Source organism: Streptomyces sp. NPDC002564 (assembly GCF_042889645.1).
Lineage (GTDB): Bacteria > Actinomycetota > Actinomycetes > Streptomycetales > Streptomycetaceae > Streptomyces.
Window position 1 is genome coordinate 16,558 of the sequence record NZ_JBIARE010000007.1, and the last position, 19,150, is coordinate 35,707.

The following is a 19,150-nucleotide window of genomic DNA, read 5'->3' on the forward strand; positions in this document are numbered from 1 at the left end:
CGGATGTTGAGTACATCTCACGCTCCACAGGCAACGCGTCATGTTCCACCGCCCGCGCCGGCTCCCGGCGGCGCCCGCGAGCTCGCCCACTGGCTCATCCCCGACTGGGAGCTGAAGCCGGAGTCCGTCGAAGCCGTCACCGTGCTCCCCTCGTTCGCGAGCAAGCTGCGCGAGTGCGAGCGGGTCTGCCAGACCCTGTACAGCGAGATCCCGCACGAGATCCAGGACGCGCTGGTGCTGCGCCGACTGCAGCAGATGGTGCACACCGCGCTGCTCAACCCGCTGTGGCGCGAACGCCTGCACGGCGCCGGCTTCACCCAGGCCCCCCGGACGTACGAGGAGTGGCAGCGCATCCCGCTGTCGGACAAGGACGTCCAGCGCGACTTCTTCATGGACTCCCGGCCCGGCATGGTCGTCCCGCTCACCCGCGGCGAGTTCGAGATCGTCGCCAGTGGCGGCACCAGCGGCGGCCGGCCGCTGGAAGTCGTCTACTCCCTGCGGGAGTTGAAGGACACCTACGAGCTCGCGGGCCGCTTCATGGGGACCTACCAGCTCGCCCGCCACCTGGCGGGCAGCGACCCCAAGTGGCTGTTCACCACGCTGGCCGACTACCAGATGTGGAGCAGCGGCACGATGGTCGGCGGTGTGCTGCAGCACGTGCCGGGCGTCAACTACGTCGGTGCGGGCCCGGTCACCGCCCCCGTCCTGGAGCACATGTTCTCCTACCGGGGGCCCAAGGCGCTGATGGGCATCTCGGCGGGCATCGCGATCCTCGCCGACCTCGCCGCGGGCATGCGCCAGGAGTACCGCGACAGCTTCCGCGTCGCGCTGTACGGCAGCGGGGTGCTGCCGCAGCGCAAGCGGGTGGAGCTCCAGGCGCTGTTCCCCAACCTGGCGATCCTCAGCTACTTCGCCGCGACCCAGGCGGAGACGATCGGGCTCCAACTGGACGCGGCGTCGCCGCACTTGTCCGCGGTGCCGGGCCTGCACTTCGTCGAGATCGTCGACGAGGACGGCCGGCAGGTCCCCGAGGGCGAGGAGGGCGAGCTCGTCGTCACCCGGCTGCACGCCCACGAGACGCCGCTGCTGCGCCTGAAGCTGGGCGACCGGATGATCCACCGGCCGCGCACGGACGGGCCCGGCCTCAAGACCCGCCAGTTCGAGTTCGCGGGCCGCACCGGCGACGTACTGCACCTCAACGACAGCCAGTACTCGGCGGCGCGGGCCTACGACGCGCTGCGCGAGGAGCTGAAGGCGGCCGAGGTGGTGGACCTGGACGCGGTGGCGCACGACGTCCAGTTCGTCAACCACCGCGAGGGCCGCACGATCACGCTGTACGCGGCGGTCGACGACGTGCTCGGTCTGACCTACCGCGCCGACACGATGCTCGGCCCGTACGGCCTGCAGCAGGTGTTCGTGAACGCCCTGCCGCGCGCCCTTTCGCTGTTCAACCACGGCGAGGCGAACGCCGCCTCGATCGAGCGGACCGGCTACACCCTCCAGCTCAAGTTCGTGCCCCGGCTGTCCGCGGAGATCGAGCGGACCGCCGTCGGAAAGGTCCCGCTGGTCAGGGACCGCGGCTAGCCACAGGGAGTGGAATGAACAGGAGCGGTATGAAATCCCAGGTGAACATCATCGCCGTCGTGGACGTCATCGGAGCGCTGTCGATCAAGTCGCTGCACGACGGCAACCTCTGCATGGTCGACGACGGGTCCTACGACAGTGCCCACCAGGGCACGCCGAACCTCGTCACGGTCGTCAAGCCGGGCCAGGTCGTGTCCTGGACCGCGCTCGCCGTGGACCTGCAGACGCCCGTCGAGATCAGGAGCATCTCCTTCGTGCCCGCGGGCGGCACCAACGGCGCGACCGCGTCCGGCAACGGCGCGTCCCGCCGGGGCGAGGCGTCCGGCCCGCAGCAGGGCACGGCGCCGCAGGCCGCGTACGGCACGGGCGGGCAGGCCCAGGGCCAGGCCCAGGGCGCCGGTCAGCAGGCGTACGGGCAACAGCAGCCCGGCGCCCGGGGATACGGCCACCAGCAGGCGGGCCAGCAGGCGTACGGGCAACAGCACGACAAGCACGAGGAGGAGGACAAGGACAGCGCGAAGCTCGACCTCGACGTGTGGACCGGTGTGGTGCCGCACTGGATGACGCCGGGCGTCCCCTACCAGTACCGCCTGGAACTCCAGATGTACGAGGGCGACAACAGCGTCATGTCCATCGAATCACCCGCGCTGATGTGTCAGTGACGGCCGGCACGACGACGGCAAAGCCGGGAACGACGACGAAGGCGGAATCATGCCCCAACAGTTGGCGATCATCGTGCTCGTGGACGTCGGCAACGCGCTGGCGTCCAGCACCCTGGAGGGCAACACCTACCTGTTCGACAACATGAAGCTGCACGGCTCCGAGAACCAGGGCACCGGCGAGCTGGTGACCGCGATCCACGGTTCCTACTGGCGCGACGGCTCGCAGGCCAGCGAGCAGGTGCTCAACTGGCTTCCGTACAGCCTGGGTTCCATCCCGCCGACCGTCCCGCGCGGCTACGAGTCCGAGCGGGCCCGGCAGTCCGACGAGCAGGCCCTGACCGAACTGCAGGAGCTGGCGGCCAAGTCCACGGTGCAGAGCGCCGACGCGGCGGCCGAGCTCAACCGCATCCGGCGCAGCGTGGGCACCCGGGTGAAGACCACCCGGCGCACCCGCGGGCGGATGTCCGGGCAGAAGATCGTCGACATCACCGGGCGGATCGTCACCGAGGACGCCACCGCCTCGGCCAGCTACCCGGCCCCGGTGATCACCGACATCTACGGCGAGGCGGTGGATGCGAAGATCATGTACCCGGCGGAGTACGGCTCCCCGGACATGGTGACCGACGGCTGGTACTGGTCGGCGACGATCGACACGTCACGGCCCGGCACGTACTCGTACATGATGCGCATCCAGCTGCACAAGCTGGTGCAGACGGACGGCGAGCTGCGCTGGGACCCGGTGAACCTGACCTGTGCGTCGGCCCTGAAGGTCTCCTCGGAGCCGCGGCGCAACGCCTTCACCAAGGCGGGCGTCGGCCCGTTGCCCATCCCTCCGGCCGCGCGCTCCGGCGCCTGAGCCACCCCGGACGAGGAGGAACAGATGACAGCCAAACCGAGGCGGGAGACCGCCGTGAAGCGGCCGATCTCCATCACCGCCGTCGTGGACTGCGTGGGCGCGCTGGCGGCCGGCAACCTGCAGGGCCACCTGTACATGTACGACACGAACAAGGCCGGCGGGTCCGCGGGGTTCGGCAGCGAGGAGCTGCGGACGAAGGCCATGCGCGGGGACCAGCTCCTCTGGAACTGCCTCGCGCTGGAGTGCGAGGCGTTCGTCAGCATCGAGGACATCGTGATCGACAGCGAGTTCTGCGAGCCGGAGCGGAAGGTGTACCCGGGCACCGACGTCGCGTACTGGACCGCGACGGTCAAGCGGACCAACGGCGAACCCGTCCCGTACCAGATCAAGTTCAAGCTCGGCACGCGGGACGAGCCGATCACCACCACCCTGCAGTCGACCTTCGTCGGCTAGGGACCGGGCAGTCATGACGGCGTACGCGAAGGAGGAACGGGTGAGCACCACTACGCGCAGTGGCGTGGAGAAGCAGAACCCCGGTCAGCTGAACTCGGTCCAGCTCAACATCGTCACGCTCATCAACATGGAGCGGGCGACGGAGACGGGCTCGCTGAGCGACGCGATGTACATGATGGACAACAGCATCGGCGGCAAGGGCCAGGGCACGGCGTCGCTGGAGACGGTGTGCAAGCAGGGTCAGGTCCTGAACTGGATCGTGCGGCCCATCGACATGGAGAAGCGCCTCGACGGCACCTGGCCCCCCATGCCGAAGATCAACAACATCGTGTTCCTCGACACCGAGCTGGGCGACGAGGAGGACGTGGCGGAGCGCCGCATCTTCAACGAGCTGAAGATCTACGGGATGCCGGACCGCATGCGCGACAAGTACACGCCGGTCTACTACTACTGGGCCGGCACGGTCATGAGCACGGCGAAGCCGGGCCTGTACCGCTACCGGCTCGTCCTGGAGCTGGAGCAGGAGAACAAGAAGGAGAAGCTGTACCTGAACACGGCGATCCACCCGTCGATCAGGGTGATCCCGGTCGTCTGACGCACGTCCCGGGCGCACTGAGCCCTCAGCCCTGACAGGCACCTTCCCACCTGGGGTTTCAGTGACGAGCGGCCACTATGCACAGCGTGTATACGCGCTATGTATAGTGGTCGCATGCCCGTCTCGAACATGTTTTCCGTCTGCAAGACGACGTCCTCGGCCGCGAGGTTGCGTCGCACCGTCCCCGTCCTGGCCGCCGGAGCCGCCCTCGCCCTCGCGGTGACGGGCTGCACCCGGCTCGACACCACCTCGCCCAGCTCGGTCCGCAAGGGCGCCGCGGACGCCGGGGCCGCGGACCACGGGACGTTCGGCACCGTCGACTGCCGCACCGCCAAGTGCGTGGCCCTCACCTTCGACGCCGGGCCCAGCGAGAACACGCCGAGACTGCTCGACATCCTCAGACGGGAGAAGGTCCCCGCCACCTTCTTCACGCTCGGCAAGAACCACATCGAGAAGTACCCCCAGCTCGTGCGGCAGATGGACCGCGAGGGGCACGAGGTGGCCAGCCACACCTGGTCGCACAAGATCCTGACGAAGATCGACGCCGACGAGGCGCGCGCGGAGCTGGAGCGCCCCAACAAGGCGATAGAGAAGCTCATAGGCAAGAAGCCGACGCTGATGCGCCCGCCGCAGGGCCGCACCGACGACGACGTCAACGAGCTCTCCAAGGAGCTCGGCCTGGCGGAGGTCCTGTGGACCGTCACCGCCAAGGACTACACGACGAACGACTCCGCGCTGATCACGAAGCGGGTCCTCGACCAGACGAAGCGGGACGGCATCATCCTGCTGCACGACATCTACAAGGGCACCGTGCCCGCCGTTCCCGGCGTCATCGACGGCCTCAAGAAGCGCGGCTACGTCTTCGTGACGGTGTCCCAGCTGCTCGCGCCCGGCAAGGCCGAGCCGGGCAAGGTCTACCGCTGAGGGGTGGCCCACCCCCGGGCGTGGCAGGCTCGGGGCGTGGCCCTCTTCCAGATCACCCGAGACGTCCCCCTGCCCGCCGACGAGGCCTGGCGGCGCCTGACCGCCTGGCGGCGGCACGGCGAGGTCGTCCCCCTCACCCGCATCACCGTCCGCACGCCCCCGCCCACCGGGACGGGCACGGTCTTCGTGGCCCGCAGCGCGCTCGGGCCGCTCGGCTTCGACGACGTGATGGAGGTCGTCGCCTGGTCACCGCCCGACGGCACGGCACCGGGCCGGTGCCGGCTGCGGAAGCGGGGGACGTTCGTGACCGGCTGGGCGGAGATCGAGGTGTTCCCCGGCCGGACCGGCTGTCACCTCGTGTGGCGCGAGGACCTGCGGGTGCGGTGGCTGCCCGCGCTGTGCGACGGCCCGCTGGCGGCCGTGGCCCGGCGGATGTTCGGCCGGGCGGCCGACCTGCTCATCGCGGCGGGACCGGTGCCGGACGAGGACCGTCCGCACTGACCGGCACGCCGGTCAGGCCACCGACCCGATCCGGCCCGCGGGCCGCCGGGATCCGTCGTGGTGGATCGGGGTGTGCGCCCCGGTGAGGGAGACCCCGCTGCCGCCGCGCCGATGGGCGACGATCTCCGCGGCGATCGAGAGGGCCGTCTCCTCGGGCGTGCGCGCGCCGAGGTCCAGGCCGATGGGCGAGCGCAGCCGGGCCAGCTCGAGCTCGGTGACGCCGACCTCGCGCAGCCGGGCGTTGCGGTCGTTGTGGGTGCGGCGCGAACCCATCGCGCCGACGTAGGCGACGGGCAGCCGCAGCGCCAGGTGCAGCAGCGGCACGTCGAACTTGGCGTCGTGGGTCAGGACGCACAGCACGGTGCGGGCGTCGACCTCGGTGCGCTCCAGGTAGCGGTGCGGCCACTCGACGACGATCTCGTCGGCGTCCGGGAAGCGCACGGCCGTGGCGAAGACGGGCCGCGCGTCGCACACCGTGACGTGGTAGCCGAGGAACTTGCCCATCCGCACCAGCGCGGAGGCGAAGTCGATGGCGCCGAACACGATCATGCGGGGCGGCGGGACGCTCGACTCCACGAGGACCTCGATCGGACGGCCGCAGCGCGAGCCGTCCTCGCCGATCTCCGCGGTCGCGGTGCGGCCGGCGTCGAGCAGCGCCCTGGCCTCCCCCGCCACCGTGCGGTCCAGCTCCGGGTGGCCGCCGAGCTCGCCCTCGTACGCGCCCGCCTCGTCCGAGGCACGGACCAGGAGCGCGCGGCCGAGGAGCTCGGCGGGGCCGGAGGTGACCCGGGCGACCGCCGCCGCCTCCCCCTGCGAGGCGGCGGCGAGGGCGGCGGCGAGCACCGGCCGTGCCGCGGCGTCCGCGCGGACCGGGGTGACGAGGATGTCGATGATGCCGCCGCAGGTCAGACCCACGGCGAACGCGTCGTCGTCGCTGTACCCGAAGCGTTCGAGGACGGTCTCGCCGTCCTGGAGCGCCTGCTGGCACAGCTCGTAGACGGCGCCCTCCACACATCCGCCGGAGACCGAGCCGATCGCCGTGCCCTCGCTGTCGACGGCGAGCGCGGCGCCCGGCTGCCGGGGCGCGCTCCCGCCGACCGCCACCACGGTGGCGACGGCGAAGTCACGTCCTTGCTCGACCCACCGGTGCAGCTCGTCGGCGATGTCCAGCATGTCGGCCTCCTGAAAGGTCTCGGGGTGTGCGGAGGGCCCGGGCGTCAGTGGACGCCCAGCCATCCTTCGATGGGGTTGAGGGCGAAGTAGACGATGAAGATCACCGTCAGGCCCCACATGAAGGCCCCGATCTCGCGGGCCTTGCCCTGGGCGATCTTGATGGCGACCCAGGAGATGACACCCGCCGCGACACCGGTGGTGATGGTGTACGTGAAGGGCATGAGCACCACGGTCAGGAAGACCGGGATGGCGGTGGCGCGGTCGGCCCAGTCGACGTGCCGGGCGTTCATCATCATCATGGCGCCGATGACGACGAGCGCGGCGGAGGCGACCTCCTGCGGCACGATCGCGGTGAGCGGGGTGAAGAAGAGGCAGGCCGCGAAGAACAGGCCGGTGACGACCGAGGCGAGACCCGTGCGGGCCCCCTCGCCGACGCCGGTCGCCGACTCGACGAACACGGTCTGGCCGGAGCCGCCCGCGACACCGCCGATGGCGCCGCCGGCACCGTCGATGAACAGCGCCTTGGACAGGCCGGGCATCCGGCCCTTGTCGTCGGCCAGGTTGGCCTCGGTGCCGACGCCGATGATGGTGGCCATCGCGTCGAAGAAGCCGGCGAGCACGAGGGTGAAGACGATCATGCCGACGGTCATCGCGCCGACCTCGCCCCAGCCGCCGAACTCGACGTCGCCGAAGAGCGAGAAGTCCGGGCTGGAGACGGCGCTGCCGTGCAGTTCCGGCGTGCCGTTGGCCCACTGCTTGGGGTCGACGACGTCCAGGGCGTTGAGGACGACGGCGACGATGGTGCCGGTGATGATGCCGATCAGGATCGCGCCGGGGATGTTGCGCGCCTGCAGCATGAAGATGAGGAGCAGGGTGCCCGCGAAGATCAGGACGGGCCAGCCCTGGAGCTCACCGGCCGGGCCGAGGGTGAGCACGGTCGCCTTGCCCTGGTGGACGAAGCCGCCCTTGACCAGGCCGATGATGGCGATGAAGAGGCCGATGCCCATGGTGATGCCGTGCTTGAGGGCGAGCGGGATGGCGTTCATGATCATCTCGCGCAGCCCGGTGACGACCAGGAGCATGATCACCACGCCGTACATCACGCACATGCCCATGGCCTGCGGCCAGGTCATCTCGGGCGCGACCTGCGAGGAGATCACACCGGACACGGAGAGTCCGGCGGCCAGGGCCAGCGGCACCTTGCCGACGAAGCCCATCAGGAGCGTGGTGAAGGCCGCCGCGAACGCCGTCGCGGTGATCACGGCCTTGGTGGCCATGGTGTCCCCCGCCGCGTCCTTGCCGGACAGGATCAGGGGGTTGAGCAGAAGGATGTACGCCATCGCCATGAAGGTGGTGACGCCGCCGCGCACCTCACGCGCGACCGTGGATCCCCGCAGGGATATGTGGAAGTACCGATCGAGCCAAGACCTGCCGGCCGGGGGACGCGAGCCGGGGCCCGCGTCCTCAGCGGTGGTCTTCGGCTCCACAGACGATTGGGTCATGGTGCCTACTCCCAAGGTTCACAGGGGCACCCGCGGAGTTGCGGGATTTGGGATGGTGCGTTGGCTGCACGACCCGGGGGACGGCCCGAGACGAACGACATCTCCCTCGTCGGGAGGGGGAGGTGGGGGGCTCCGAGCGGCGCGCGCGGCGGGAAGTGTGACGTTCCGGTGCGGCGCGCACCGCTCGGAGAGCTGTGCCGGGACCGGGCCCCGAGCGGGGGGACCGGACCCTCGGCGCGGATCACGTACCGGTCAGGTGCTCCGGGCGGACCGGCGTCTTGTCGAGCTGCAGGCCCGTCGCGTTCCGGATGGCCGCGAGGACCGCCGGGGTGGACGACAGGGTGGGGGCCTCACCGATGCCGCGCAGCCCGTACGGGGCGTGCTCGTCGGCGAGTTCGAGCACGTCGACCGGGATGGTCGGGGTGTCGAGGATGGTGGGGATCAGGTAGTCCGTGAAGGAGGGGTTCCTGACCTTCGCGGTCTTCGGGTCGACGATGATCTCCTCCATGACCGCGACGCCCAGGCCCTGGGTGGTGCCACCCTGGATCTGGCCGATCACGGACAGCGGGTTGAGCGCCTTGCCGACGTCCTGGGCGCAGGCCAGTTCGATGACCTTGACCAGGCCGAGCTCGGTGTCGACCTCGACGACCGCGCGGTGCGCGGCGAAGGAGTACTGGACGTGGCCGTTGCCCTGTCCGGTCACCAGGTCGAAGGCGACGGTGGGGCGGTGGCGCCACTCGGCCTCGATCTCGACGGCCTCGTTCTCCAGGACGTCGACCAGGTCACCGAGGACCTCGCCGCCGTCGGTGACGACCTTGCCGCCCTCCAGGAGCAGTTCGGCGGTGGCCCACGCGGGGTGGTAGCTGCCGAACTTGCGGCGGCCGAGCTCCAGCACCTTCTCGCGGACGAGCTCGCAGGAGTTCTTGACGGCGCCGCCGGTGACGTACGTCTGGCGCGACGCCGACGTCGAGCCCGCGCTGCCCACCTGGGTGTCGGCGGGGTGGATGGTCACCTGCGTGACGCCCAGCTCGGTGCGGGCGATCTGCGCGTGCACCGTCACACCGCCCTGGCCGACCTCGGCCATCGCGGTGTGCACGGTCGCGACCGGCTCGCCGTTGATGACCTCCATGCGCACCTTGGCGGTGGAGTAGTCGTCGAAGCCCTCGGAGAAGCCGACGTTCTTGATGCCGACCGCGTAGCCCACACCGCGGACGACGCCCTCGCCGTGCGTGGTGTTGGACAGGCCGCCCGGCAGCTGGCGCACGTCGGCGCCCTCGCTGGACTCCCACTGGCGCTCGGGCGGCAGCGGGCGGGCCTTGATGCGGCGCAGGATCTCGGCGACGGGGGCCGGCGAGTCGACCGGCTGGCCGGTCGGCAGCAGCGTGCCCTGCTCCATCGCGTTGAGCCGGCGGAACTCGACCCGGTCCATGCCCACCTTGTCGGCGAGCTTGTCCATCTGGGCCTCGTAGGCGAAGCAGGCCTGGACGGCGCCGAAGCCGCGCATCGCGCCGCACGGGGGGTTGTTGGTGTAGAGGGCGATCGCCTCGATGTCGACGTCCTCGACCACGTACGGGCCGACCGAGAGGGACGAGGCGTTGCCCACGACCGCCGGGGAGGCCGACGCGTAGGCGCCGCCGTCCAGGACGATCTTGCACTTCATGTGCGTGAGCTTGCCGTCCTTGGTGGCGCCGTGCTCGTAGTAGAGCTTCGCCGGGTGGCGGTGGACGTGGCCGAAGAAGGACTCGAACCGGTTGTAGACGATCTTGACCGGCTTGCCGGTGCGCAGCGCCAGGAGGCAGGCGTGGATCTGCATCGAGATGTCCTCGCGGCCGCCGAAGGCACCGCCGACGCCGGACAGCGTCATGCGCACCTTCTCCTCGGGCAGGCCGAGGACGGGGGCGATCTGGCCGAGGTCCGAGTGCAGCCACTGGGTGGCGACGTACAGCTCGACGCCGCCGTCCTCGGAGGGCACGGCGAGGCCGGACTCCGGGCCGAGGAAGGCCTGGTCCTGCATGCCGAAGGTGTACTCGCCCGTGACGACGAAGTCGGCCTTCTTGGCGGCCTCCTCGGCGTTGCCGCGGATGATCGGCTGGCGGTGCACGATGTTCGGGTGCGGGACGTGACCGATGTGGTGGTCGTCGCGGCCCTCGTGCACGAGTACGGCGTCGGGAGCGGTCGCCGAGGCCTCATCGGTGATGAGGGGCAGCTCCTTGTACTCGATGTGGATCTTGGCGGCGGCGCGCCGGGCGGTCTCCGGGTGGTCGGCGGCCACGATGGCCACCGGCTCGCCGTGGTGGCGGACCTTCTTGTGCGCGAGGACCGGGGTGTCCTGGATCTCCAGGCCGTAGTTCTTCATCGCGGCCGGCAGGTCGTCGTAGGTCAGGACCGCGTAGACGCCGTCCATGGCCAGGGCCTCGGAGGTGTCGATGGACACGATCTCGGCGTGCGCGACGGTGGAGCGCAGCGTCTGGCCCCACAGCATGTCCTCGTGCCACATGTCCGAGGAGTACGCGAACTCGCCGGTGACCTTGAGGGTGCCGTCCGGGCGCAGCGTCGACTCGCCGATGCCGCCCTTGGTCTGCGACCCCTGGGTGATCTTGGTGGGTGCGCCGGTCGTACGGGTGGATCCCATGGTCAGACCGCCCCTTCCTGAAGTCCGTGACGGTCCTGGCGCGCGGCCGCGAGGCGGACCGCGTCCAGGATCTTCTCGTAGCCGGTGCAGCGGCAGAGGTTGCCGGAGAGCGCCTCGCGGATGTCGGCGTCGGTCGGCTGGGGGTTGCGCTCCAGCATCTCGTCGGCCGCGACGAGCAGGCCGGGGGTGCAGAAGCCGCACTGGACGGCGCCTGCGTCGATGAACGCCTGCTGGATCGGGGAGAGCTCGCCGCCCTCACCGGTCTGCGAGTCCGTGGCCGCGCCGGCCGGACGGGCCTGCCACTGCTGGGCGTCCTGGAGGGAGGTGCCGCAGCCGCCGGTGCCGCAGGCGCCGCCCGGGTGGGCCTGCTCGCGGTGCTTGGCGTAGTCGGCCAGGCCCTCGACGGTGGTGACCTCGCGGCCCTCCACCTGACCGGCCGCGACCAGACACGAACAGACCGGCACGCCGTCGAGGCGGACGGTGCAGGAACCGCACTCGCCCTGCTCGCAGGCGTTCTTGGAGCCCGGGAGCCCCATGCGCTCGCGCAGGACGTAGAGCAGGGACTCGCCCTCCCACACGTCGTCCGCTTCCTGCTGACGGCCGTTGACCGTGAAGTTCACGCGCATTATGCGACTCCCTCAGTGCTGCGGCCCTTGCCGCGGTACGACTCCCAGGTCCAGCCGAGCGTGCGGCGGGCCATGATCCCGACGGCGTGGCGGCGGTAGCTCGCCGTGCCGCGCACGTCGTCGATCGGGTTGGCGGCGCCCGAGGCGAGCTCCGCGAACTGCTTGGCGATCGAGGGGGTGATGATCTTCTTGCTGTCCCAGAAGCCGCCCTCGTCGAGCGCCGCGTTCAGGAATTCCTCGGCCGCCTTCGCCCGGATGGGGGTGGGGGCGGCGGAGCCGATGCCGGTCCGCACGGTCCGGGTCCCGGGGTGCAGCGCGATGCCGAAGGCGCAGACCGCGATGACCATGGCGTTGCGGGTGCCGACCTTGGAGTACTGCTGCGGTCCGTCCGCCTTCTTGATGTGCACGGACTTGATCAGCTCGTCCGCCGCGAGGGCGTTGCGCTTCACGCCGGTGTAGAAGTCGTCGATCGGGATGAGGCGGGATCCCCGCACGGACTCCACCTCGACCTCGCAGTCGGCGGCCAGCAGCGCCGGGTGGGCGTCACCCGCCGGGGAGGCCGTGCCGAGGTTGCCGCCGACGCCGCCGCGGTTACGGATCTGCGGGGAGGCGACCGTGTGCGAGGCGAGCGCCAGACCGGGGAGCTCGGTGCGCAGCTCCTCCATGATCTGGGTGTACGGGACGGAGGCACCCAGCCGGACCGTCTCCTCGCCCACCTCCCACTCGCGCAGCTCGACGATGCGGTTGAGGTCAAGCAGGTACTCGGGACGACGGTGGTCGAAGTTGATCTCGACCATCACGTCGGTGCCACCCGCAATCGGCACAGCCGTGGGGTGCTCGGCCTTGGCGGCGAGCGCCTCCTCCCAGCTGGCGGGGCGAAGGAAGTCCATGAGGCTCTCTTCTTCGTATCGAGGGTCGTTCGCTTCGAGGGACCAGGGGATTCCGTTCAGGCCACTCGGGCCTTTGGTCCCTCGACTGCTCGTTCATGTGCTGTTAACGCGGAGTGGGCCAAGTACACCGCCCGGTCGTCCGATGGGGTCAGTCACCGAAACCATGAAGGAGTTGGCTGGCCAAGCCGCGCGTCTTGTAGATTCGTATGAAGAACGGGCCCCAGTAACCTCGCGGATTCCCCCCGGAAACCGGCGCTGCTCTGCGACACAGGGCCCCGGCGCTACAGAGCGCACATGTTTGTACACACCATTCGAGACAGATCGGCGGCGACGACACCATGCGGCTGCGCGCACTCCTTGACACCGACGCGCTGGGCCTGCGGCTGCTCGGCGGCGAGGACGAGCTGGACCGCACCGTGCGCGGTGTGATGACCACGGACCTGCGGGACCCCAGCCGCTACCTGGCGGGCGGCGAGCTGGTCCTGACCGGCCTCGCCTGGCGCCGCGACGCCGCGGACACCGAGCCCTTCGTACGGATCCTCGCCGGCGCCGGGGTGGCGGCCCTGGCGGCCGGCGAGGCCGAGCTCGGCGACATCCCCGACGACATCGTCGAGGCCTGCGCCCGGCACCGGCTGCCGCTCTTCGCGGTCAACGAATCCGTCGCCTTCGCCACGATCACCGAGCACGTCGTGCGCCAGGTCTCCGGCGAGCGCGCGGGGGACCTGGCGGCCGTGGTCGACCGGCACCGGCGCCTGATGACCTCCGGCCCGGCGGGCGGCGGCCCCGACGTCGTCCTCGACCTGCTCGGCACCGACCTGGACCTGCGGGCCTGGGTACTCTCCCCGGCCGGACGGGTGATCGCCGGGTCGGGCGCGGCGGGCACCGCCCTGCCCGCGGCCCTGTGCGCCCGGCTCGCCGGGGAGCACCTGGCGGCCGTCCGCACCGGCCGGCGCGGGCCGCACCGGGTGACGGTGGACTCGCTCACGTACTCGCTGTTCCCCGTTCGGACCAGTGGCCGCGGCACGGCCGGCGCCTCCCGCGACGTGCGCGAGTCGGTGCTGTCCGACTGGGTGCTCGCCGTCGAGGCCGACGCGGGCGACTGGCCCGAGGAGCGGCTGGATCTGCTCCAGGGCGTGACCCAGCTCATCGCCGTCGAGCGGGACCGGCGCGACGCGGCCCGCACGGTGCGGCGCAGGCTGGCCCAGGAGGTCCTCGAACTGGTCCAGACGGGCGCCGCGCCCGCCGAGATCGCGGCCCGGCTGCGCGTCGCCGCCCCGGTGCTGCTCCCGGGGCTCGGCTCGGCCCCGCACTGGCAGGTCGTGGTGGCCCGGGTGGAGTGGGAGGGCGGTGACATCGACGGCGGCCCGGTCGCCCAGTCGCTCCTGGAGGAGATCCTCGTCGACCCGCTGTCGGCGGGCCCCGAGCCGTCCGACCGGATCGCGGTCGCGCACACCGGTGACGAGGCGATCGCGCTGGTCCCGCTGCCCGCGGTCTCCAACGAGCAGGACGGCTCCGAGACGGGCCTGCTCGCCGACTCGCTGCTGGCCTCCGTGCACGACCCGCTGTCGGCGGGCCTCGCCGACGACGGCCGCCTGACGCTGGGCGTCAGCGCGTCCGTGCACTCGGCGGAGGGACTGCGCGGCGCCCTGGAGGAGGCCCGGCACGCCCGCCGGGTCGCCGCAGCCCGCCCGGGCCGGGTCTGCGCCGCCGGACACCAGGAGCTGGCCTCGCACGTCCTGCTGCTGCCATTCGTGCCGGACGACGTGCGCCGGGCGTTCACCGCGCGGCTCCTGGACCCGCTGCGGGAGTACGACCAGCGCCACCGCGCGGAGCTCATCCCGACCCTGGAGGCGTTCCTCGACTGCGACGGCTCGTGGACCCGGTGCGCCTCCCGGCTGCACCTGCACGTCAACACGCTGCGCTACCGGGTGGGCCGGATCGAGCAGTTGACGGGCCGTGACCTCTCGCGCCTGGAGGACAAGCTCGATTTCTTCCTCGCGCTGCGGATGAGCTGAGGGAATCCGCCGGGGGGCCGACCGGCGGCGCGGGGCGCCGGTCGGCTCGAACGGTTTTCCTTGCCCGCCCTTTGTGAATTCTTTCACCCAGCCTCTTGGCCGGACGCCGGGATCCATGCTGAGATTCGCCCACGACTCAACAGCTCAATGGTGTGCTCGGGGAGGGCAACGTGGCGCATACCGCCATGTCTGGTACCGGAACGACTGCAGAGCACGATCCACTCCAGACCGCGGTATGGCGGCTGCGCTCGCGCGGCTGCTGGACCGACGCTGCGGCGCTGCTCGCCTCGCGGGCCGGGGCCGCGGCCGCGCTCCAGCGGACGGCGCTCCTCGTCGAGCGGTGCCTGTTCACCGGGGACGGCTGGGGCGAGGCCGAGGACGGCCTGCGGACCGCGGAGGCGCTCGCCGAGGACGACGACGACCGGGGCGCGGCGGCCTGCGAGCGGGGTCAACTGGCGTACGCCTCCACGGTCCTCGGGGTACGCGACCGGGCCGACGAAGCGCGTACGGCGCTCGGCAGGGCGGCCGCGCTGCTCGCCCCGAACGCACCGGGCCGGCCGCTCCTGGACTTCCGCAGGGGGCTGATAGCCGAGCACATCGCGGACTCCCCGCAGTCCGCGAAGGCGGCCTACCGCAGGGCGCACGCGGGGGCGACGGTGCACTCCGACTCCCTGCTGCTCTCCTTCACCTGGCGCCATCTGGCCGGACTCGCCCTGCGGGACGGCGAGTTGGCGGAGGCCCGGCACGGCTTCGCCGAGTCGCTGCGCATCCGTGAGGAGCTCGGCTACCTGGTCGGCACGGCTCCCGCGCTCGCCGCGCTCGCGGAGGCGGAACCGGAGCCGGAGGCCACCCGGCTGCGCGCCGAGGCCACCCGCCTCTTCCGCCTGCTGGGCGGCGTGCCGTCCTGGCTGGCCCAGCACCTGACGCCGCCGCCCGCGGCCGCGTAACGCACCGGGCACCCCGTCGGGCCCGCGGACCGCACGGTCCGCGGGCCCGACGTCCGTACGGCCGGGGCACTCAGCCCCCGGAGCCGGTGAAGTGCTCCCCCACCAGCGCCGAGACCACCGCCAGGTCCCGGGCGGCCAGCGCGTCGAGCAGGGCCATGTGCTCGGCCGCGTCCGCCACCAGGTCGGCCCTGCGCCCCGCGACGGGGCCGCTCACCAGGGGCCACTGCGAGCGCCGGTGCAGGTCGCCCGCCACCTGGACGAGCTGCTGATTGCCGGACAGGGCGAGCACCGCGCCGTGGAAGGCGCGGTCCGACTCGGCGTAGCGGGCCAGGTCACCGCTCGCCGCCTCCCTCGCGGTCGCCTCGGCCAGCGGCCGCAGCTCGGCCCAGCGCGCCGCCGGCACCGTGCGGGCGAGCCGCAGCATCACCGGCACCTCGATCAGCGCCCGCACCTCGGCGAGCTCGGCCAGCTCGCGGGAGCTCCGCTCGGTGACCCGGAAGCCGCGGTTGGGGACGACCTCGACGGCCCCCTCGACGGCCAGCTGCTGCATCGCCTCGCGCACGGGGGTCGCGGAGACCCCGAAGCGCTCCCCCAGGGCCGGCGCGGAGTACACCTCGCCGGGCGCGAGATCGCCGCCGACGAGGGCGGCCCGCAGCGCGTCGAGGATCTGCCCGCGCACGGAGCTGCGCCGGACGGTCCTGCGCCCGCGCGCGTCGGCCTGCTGCGGCACCCGGACGCGCGGCGCCCCGGCGAGGGGATCCTCCTCGCGCGCTCCGGTCTGCTCCACGACGTACGCCCGCCCTGCCTGTGACTTCTGTGAAAGGTACGAGAGGCACCCTAGGCGGACGCGACAGGAGTTGAAACCTCGATCACGTCGGGTAAGGTAAGGCTAACCTGCTATCGATCGCGATTCGGTGGTCCCCCGCATGTCCGTCCCCACCTTGGCCGCCCCCTCCCAGGGCGCCCCCAGTGCCGTAGCGGACTCCTATGCCCGCCTCCACGAGGTGTACACAGGACTGCGCGTCACCGAGCTCGGTCCCGAGGAGAAGGCCCCACAGGGCGGCGGCTGGGTCACCGCCGCCCGGCTCGCGGAGGGCGGGGCCGACCTCGAAGCATTTCTCGCCTGGGACAACGCGCAGGTCCTGAAGGACTACGGCGTCCAGGCGCGCCCCGACGTCGTGGCCAGCTTCGGCCTGCACCGCTACGCCTGGCCGGCCACGCTGCTGATCACGGTCCCCTGGTTCCTGCACCGCCGCGTCCCGCGCTTCCCGGTCGCCGACGTCTCCTTCCAGCGCACGCTGGGCCGTCTGGCCGTACGGACGGACGGTTTCGCCTGTCTGCCCGGCGACCCGGCGGCGAGCCTGCCCGGCGCCCGCGTCGTCCCGGACGAGGAGGCCCTGCGCGCGGAGGTGCGGGCCTCGGTCGCCCACCACCTCGGCCCGCTCCTGGACGGCTTCGGCCCCCGGATGCGCCGCCGCTCGCGCTTCCTGTGGAGCCTGGCCACGGACGAGATCGTCGAGGGTCTCTGGTACGTGGCACACCTGCTCGGCGAGGAGCAGCGCGCGATGACGGAGCTGGAGCGGCTGCTGCCGGGCGCCACCAAGCCGTACGTGGGCACGGCCGGATTCCGCGAACTGACCGGACCGAACGGCGAGAAGCTGCCGACCCGCGACCGGGCGAGCTGCTGCATGTTCTACACGCTGCGCCCCGACGACCCGTGCGTCACCTGCCCGCGCACCTGCGACGCGGAGCGCGTCGCGCGGCTGACCGAGACGGCCGCGGCGGGCTGACCGCGGGGCCATCCGCACACCCCGCCGTCTGAACCACCCCTTCGCGCACGTTTAATCGAACTCAACAGCCGGTCCCCCGCCGCGAGTTCGAGCAAAACTACGCCGTGCGTGCCCCCTTGCACCTCCTTGGCGTTCTTCTTGCCCCGAATCCCCTTGAGGGCCTTCGGGATTGGGTCAATATGGCGCCCGATACGCCCTACCGCGATGCAAGGGACCCCAGATGAGACTGACCGACATATCGCTGGACTGGCTGCTCCCCGGCGGCGTCCTGCTCCTGGGCATGCTGGTGGCGGTGGCGGTGCTCGCGCGCGGCAAGCGAGGCCACGGCAAGGCCAAGGGAGGCGACGGCGACGACTCCTGGGAACGCAGCGAGGAACGCCGCAGGCGCAAGGAGGCCGTCTACGGCACCGCCTCCTACGTGCTGCTGTTCTGCTGTGCGGCGGTCGCCGCCGCGCTCTCCTTCCACGGCCTGGTCGGCTTCGGGCAGCAGAACCTCAGCCTCTCCGGGGGCTGGGAGTACCTGGTCCCGTTCGGCCTCGACGGCGCCGCGATGTTCTGTTCCGTCCTCGCCGTGCGCGAGGCGAGCCACGGCGACGCGGCCCTCGGTTCGCGCCTGCTCGTGTGGACGTTCGCCGGCGCGGCCGCCTGGTTCAACTGGGTGCACGCGCCCCGGGGGTTGGGCCATGCCGGTGCCCCGCACTTCTTCGCCGGGATGTCGCTCTCGGCGGCGGTGCTGTTCGACCGCGCGCTGAAGCAGACCCGCCGGGCGGCGCTGCGCGAGCAGGGCCTGGTGCCCAGGCCGCTGCCGCAGATCCGCATCGTGCGGTGGCTGCGGGCCCCCCGGGAGACCTTCGGCGCCTGGTCGCTGATGCTCCTGGAGGGCGTCCGCACCCTGGACGAGGCCGTCGAGGAGGTCCGCGAGGACCGCCGGGAGAAGGAGGCCACGCGGCTGCGCAGGCGCGACCAGGAGAAGCTGGAGCGTGCCCAGCTCAAGGCGCTCAGCAGAGGACACAGGAACTGGCAGGGCCGGGGCGGCGGCCGTCAGGTGGATGTGCAGGCCGTCGCTCCGGCCGCCGGGTCCGCGCAAGTCGGCGCGGACCCTGCCATAGCGGCGCAGGAACAGCTGCCGGTACGCTCCCGTCCCTCCCTCCAGGCCGTGAAGAACGGCCCTGACGGCTCCGCGCCCGTCGCTCCCGTCCCGGTCGACCTGACGGCCGAGGACGACACGCAGGCCCTGCCCCGGCTCGACTCGCTGGAGCAGAAGCTCAAGGACCTGGAGCAGCAGTTCGGCTGAGGCCGGACGCGCCGCCGGGCCCGACCCGCAGATGAGGTGATGCGTCGTCAAACGTCGGGCGGCGGCGGCAGGGCACACGCCGTGCCGCCGCCGTCCAGCTCGAACCAGACCGCCTTGCCCACCCCGTGCGCCCGCACGCCCCATGCGTCCGCGAGGGACTGCACGAGGATCAGGCCACGGCCGTTCGTACCGTCGTCGGCGTTCGGTACGCGCGGCTCGGGGTGGTGCCCCACGAAGTCCCGCACCTCGACGCGCAGGCCGTGCGGGCCCAGGGTCGCGGTGACGAACGCCTCGTGATCGGTGTGCACCAGTGCGTTGGTGACCAGTTCGCTGGTGAGCAGCTCCGCCGTCTCGGCCCGTCCGGGCTTCCCCCAGTGCCCCAGGAGCTCCCGCAGGGCCCTCCTGACCTCGGGGACCGCGCGCAGATCCGCTCTGCCCAGCCTGCGCGTGAGCTGACCCCGGTCGGGTCCGCCCCGCGCCTCACCGGCTCTCTTCTCCTGTACGTCCGGTGGAGAGGCCCCGATTCCCCCGGGGCCGCCCCTGCGTGACTGCCTCGTCATGACCCCCGCCCACAGAGCGATGTCTCTGCCTCCCTGCTCGAACAACTTCACGGAATGCATGCCCAGGGCCCATGGCGGCACGCCTGTCGAATCGTCAACCACCGGCGGGGGTGCGCCGCGGGGATGGGGGGAAGTGAAGCGGTGGA

The 19,150-nt window shown here is 71.6% G+C and carries 18 protein-coding genes; 11 read left to right on the forward strand and 7 right to left on the reverse strand.

Annotated features, from left to right (window positions below; all coding sequences use genetic code 11):
* Positions 1-3: 3 nt before the first annotated feature.
* The 7 genes from ACFYXE_RS24345 to ACFYXE_RS24375 all read left to right on the forward strand — a co-directional run bounded on the left by ACFYXE_RS24345 (position 4) and on the right by ACFYXE_RS24375 (position 5,575).
* Positions 4-1,584 (forward strand): hypothetical protein, encoded by a 1,581-nt coding sequence (locus tag ACFYXE_RS24345; RefSeq protein WP_389315607.1) that lies wholly within the window; start codon positions 4-6, stop codon positions 1,582-1,584.
* Between the two features lie 29 nt (positions 1,585-1,613).
* On the forward strand, positions 1,614-2,246 hold the full coding sequence (locus tag ACFYXE_RS24350) for a hypothetical protein (protein WP_389315609.1): 633 nt from the start codon (positions 1,614-1,616) through the stop codon (positions 2,244-2,246).
* 49 nt (positions 2,247-2,295) lie between these two features.
* Positions 2,296-3,102 carry a hypothetical protein gene (locus ACFYXE_RS24355; RefSeq protein WP_361175236.1) on the forward strand — a complete coding sequence of 269 codons (807 nt, stop codon included), beginning with the start codon at positions 2,296-2,298 and terminating at the stop codon, positions 3,100-3,102.
* Positions 3,103-3,126: 24 nt separating this feature from the next.
* The gene (locus ACFYXE_RS24360) at positions 3,127-3,555 is read left to right on the forward strand and encodes a hypothetical protein (RefSeq protein WP_361175234.1); all 429 of its coding nucleotides are present in this window, start codon (positions 3,127-3,129) and stop codon (positions 3,553-3,555) included.
* Positions 3,556-3,595: 40 nt separating this feature from the next.
* Positions 3,596-4,150 (forward strand): hypothetical protein, encoded by a 555-nt coding sequence (locus ACFYXE_RS24365; RefSeq protein WP_389315612.1) that lies wholly within the window; start codon positions 3,596-3,598, stop codon positions 4,148-4,150.
* 114 nt (positions 4,151-4,264) lie between these two features.
* Positions 4,265-5,074 (forward strand): polysaccharide deacetylase family protein, encoded by an 810-nt coding sequence (locus ACFYXE_RS24370; RefSeq protein ID WP_389315614.1) that lies wholly within the window; start codon positions 4,265-4,267, stop codon positions 5,072-5,074.
* 36 nt (positions 5,075-5,110) lie between these two features.
* A complete protein-coding gene (locus tag ACFYXE_RS24375) occupies positions 5,111-5,575 on the forward strand; it encodes an SRPBCC family protein (RefSeq protein ID WP_389315616.1) in 465 nt (154 codons plus the stop codon).
* A 12-nt stretch (positions 5,576-5,587) separates the two neighbouring features.
* Here the strand turns inward: ACFYXE_RS24375 and ACFYXE_RS24380 are convergent, their stop codons facing one another.
* From ACFYXE_RS24380 to ACFYXE_RS24400, 5 genes are all read right to left on the reverse strand, one after another.
* Positions 5,588-6,748, reverse strand: coding sequence for an XdhC family protein (locus tag ACFYXE_RS24380; protein WP_389315618.1), 1,161 nt, complete (start codon positions 6,746-6,748; stop codon positions 5,588-5,590).
* A 44-nt stretch (positions 6,749-6,792) separates the two neighbouring features.
* The gene (locus ACFYXE_RS24385; RefSeq protein ID WP_361175222.1) at positions 6,793-8,250 is read right to left on the reverse strand and encodes an NCS2 family permease; all 1,458 of its coding nucleotides are present in this window, start codon (positions 8,248-8,250) and stop codon (positions 6,793-6,795) included.
* Between the two features lie 241 nt (positions 8,251-8,491).
* The gene (locus tag ACFYXE_RS24390; RefSeq protein ID WP_361175219.1) at positions 8,492-10,882 is read right to left on the reverse strand and encodes a molybdopterin cofactor-binding domain-containing protein; all 2,391 of its coding nucleotides are present in this window, start codon (positions 10,880-10,882) and stop codon (positions 8,492-8,494) included.
* A gap of 2 nt (positions 10,883-10,884) precedes the next feature.
* Entirely contained in the window at positions 10,885-11,508 is a 624-nt protein-coding gene (locus ACFYXE_RS24395; protein ID WP_389315621.1) for a (2Fe-2S)-binding protein, read from the reverse strand.
* Positions 11,508-12,398, reverse strand: coding sequence for an FAD binding domain-containing protein (locus tag ACFYXE_RS24400; protein WP_389315623.1), 891 nt, complete (start codon positions 12,396-12,398; stop codon positions 11,508-11,510). Before ACFYXE_RS24400 ends, ACFYXE_RS24395 begins: the two co-directional genes overlap by 1 nt.
* A 338-nt stretch (positions 12,399-12,736) precedes the next feature.
* On the opposite strand from ACFYXE_RS24400, the gene ACFYXE_RS24405 reads away from it, so the two are divergent.
* Together ACFYXE_RS24405 and ACFYXE_RS24410 are read left to right on the forward strand one after the other, a co-directional pair.
* Positions 12,737-14,413 carry a PucR family transcriptional regulator ligand-binding domain-containing protein gene (locus ACFYXE_RS24405; RefSeq protein WP_361175211.1) on the forward strand — a complete coding sequence of 559 codons (1,677 nt, stop codon included), beginning with the start codon at positions 12,737-12,739 and terminating at the stop codon, positions 14,411-14,413.
* Positions 14,414-14,583: 170 nt separating this feature from the next.
* Positions 14,584-15,360, forward strand: coding sequence for a hypothetical protein (locus tag ACFYXE_RS24410; RefSeq protein ID WP_361175208.1), 777 nt, complete (start codon positions 14,584-14,586; stop codon positions 15,358-15,360).
* A gap of 70 nt (positions 15,361-15,430) precedes the next feature.
* Here ACFYXE_RS24410 and ACFYXE_RS24415 read toward each other — a convergent pair whose 3' ends face one another.
* The gene (locus ACFYXE_RS24415; RefSeq protein WP_389315626.1) at positions 15,431-16,147 is read right to left on the reverse strand and encodes a GntR family transcriptional regulator; all 717 of its coding nucleotides are present in this window, start codon (positions 16,145-16,147) and stop codon (positions 15,431-15,433) included.
* A gap of 139 nt (positions 16,148-16,286) precedes the next feature.
* On the opposite strand from ACFYXE_RS24415, the gene ACFYXE_RS24420 reads away from it, so the two are divergent.
* Complete coding sequence (locus ACFYXE_RS24420; protein WP_389315628.1) at positions 16,287-17,150, forward strand: (2Fe-2S)-binding protein; 864 nt, start codon at positions 16,287-16,289, stop codon at positions 17,148-17,150.
* A 220-nt stretch (positions 17,151-17,370) separates the two neighbouring features.
* A complete protein-coding gene (locus tag ACFYXE_RS24425; protein ID WP_389315630.1) occupies positions 17,371-18,444 on the forward strand; it encodes a DUF2637 domain-containing protein in 1,074 nt (357 codons plus the stop codon).
* A 47-nt stretch (positions 18,445-18,491) separates the two neighbouring features.
* On the opposite strand, the gene ACFYXE_RS24430 is transcribed toward ACFYXE_RS24425, so the two are convergent.
* Complete coding sequence (locus ACFYXE_RS24430) at positions 18,492-19,004, reverse strand: ATP-binding protein (RefSeq protein WP_389315632.1); 513 nt, start codon at positions 19,002-19,004, stop codon at positions 18,492-18,494.
* Positions 19,005-19,150 lie beyond the last annotated feature (146 nt).